Origin of the sequence: Georgenia thermotolerans (assembly GCF_009193185.1) — a bacterium.
GTDB lineage: Bacteria > Actinomycetota > Actinomycetes > Actinomycetales > Actinomycetaceae > Georgenia > Georgenia thermotolerans.
Window position 1 is genome coordinate 1 of record NZ_VUKF01000105.1, and the last position, 1,299, is coordinate 1,299.

General features: G+C 69.9%; 1 protein-coding gene and 1 rRNA gene. Both read right to left on the reverse strand.

All coding sequences use genetic code 11. From position 1 onward, the window contains the following. Positions 1–157 precede the first annotated feature (157 nt). Entirely contained in the window at positions 158–622 is a 465-nt protein-coding gene (locus tag GD970_RS21360) for a potassium channel family protein (protein ID WP_226925529.1), read from the reverse strand. A gap of 559 nt (positions 623–1,181) precedes the next feature. After that, a 5S ribosomal RNA gene (rrf, locus tag GD970_RS21365) occupies positions 1,182–1,298 on the reverse strand. Position 1,299: the final 1 nt, after the last annotated feature.

Consider the following 1,299-nt stretch of genomic DNA (forward strand, 5'->3'; position numbering starts at 1 on the left):
GGATGTGCGGCGACACCCGACCACCTTAGGCCCCGATTTAGTGCCACATTTCCCAGCACCGAACGGACAAACCTGCAGGTCAGCGCGGCGCCCCACCGGTCAGCCCCGATTCGTGAGCCAAGTCAGGTCTATGGGGCGGGCTCTCGGGGACGGCGGGTCACCCCGGGCCGCTGCCGTCCGAGCCGTCGTCCCGTCCGAGCCGACGCAGGCCGCGCTGCATGGCGCCGACGAGCACGCGCGCCAGCAGCCCGACGAGGACCAGCCCGCCGACCATCTGAAGGGTGACGACCAGCCGCGCGCCCTCGGTGCGTGCCACGATGTCGCCGAACCCGACCGTCGCGAACGTGGTGATGGCGAAATACAGGGCGTCCAGGCGCCCCAGCGGCTCGCTGAAGGCTGCCGGGTCGGACTGCGACATGGCCGAGTAGATGCCGGAGAAGAGAGTCAGGAAGAACGGCACCACGGTGGCCACGACCTCGAGCGCACGCAGGCGCGGATAGGGCGACACCGTCACCGCTCGTACCTGCCAGATCAACAGTCCCCCGAGCGCCAACAACCCGAGTACCAGCAGCACCACCGCTGGCGCAGACGCAGTTCCGACGGGCACCGCGAAGTAGACCACGAGCAGCGCCGACGCGATGAGGACCGGGCGAAGAGCGGCCTTCGTCCGCGGCCACCCGGCCCGTGATCTGCGCCCGTCGCCTCCCGCGGTCATCGCGAGCCGCGCGAACGGGACGCCGCCGCTATTGGCCGAACCTGCCGCAGTGGCTCACGAACGCTGCACGCCATGGCGCCCCCAGCAGATCAGCTGCCATTCGCCAGCACCCCCGCCGGCCCGCGACGATCGCCTCCGGCGCCGAGCTGCTCGCGTGACGGATCGGGCACCAACCTAACCGCCGCCGATCCCGACCACAACGACGAGGACCGACGCCACAGACGCGATCGAACCGCTCCCCGCCACACCACCCGGGCGCGCGGCATGCGCTGTGCCCGCCGCCCGCCGCGGACTACCCGAAACAGCCAGAGGCAGGTCCCGGCACGAGCCCACGGGGAGACGCAGAAACGACACCGCGCGGACTATCGGGAAAGAGAATGACGCGGAAGGGTCCTTGGCCGATGGGGGCCGGCACGGATATGCAGAAAGGCCCCCACCGGGTGGTGGGGGCCTTTCTGGAATGGGTGTTCGGCGGTGTCCTACTCTCCCACACGGTCTCCCGTGCAGTACCATCGGCGCTGAGGGGCTTAGCTTCCGGGTTCGGAATGGGACCGGGCGTTTCCCCCTCGCTATGACCGCCGTAA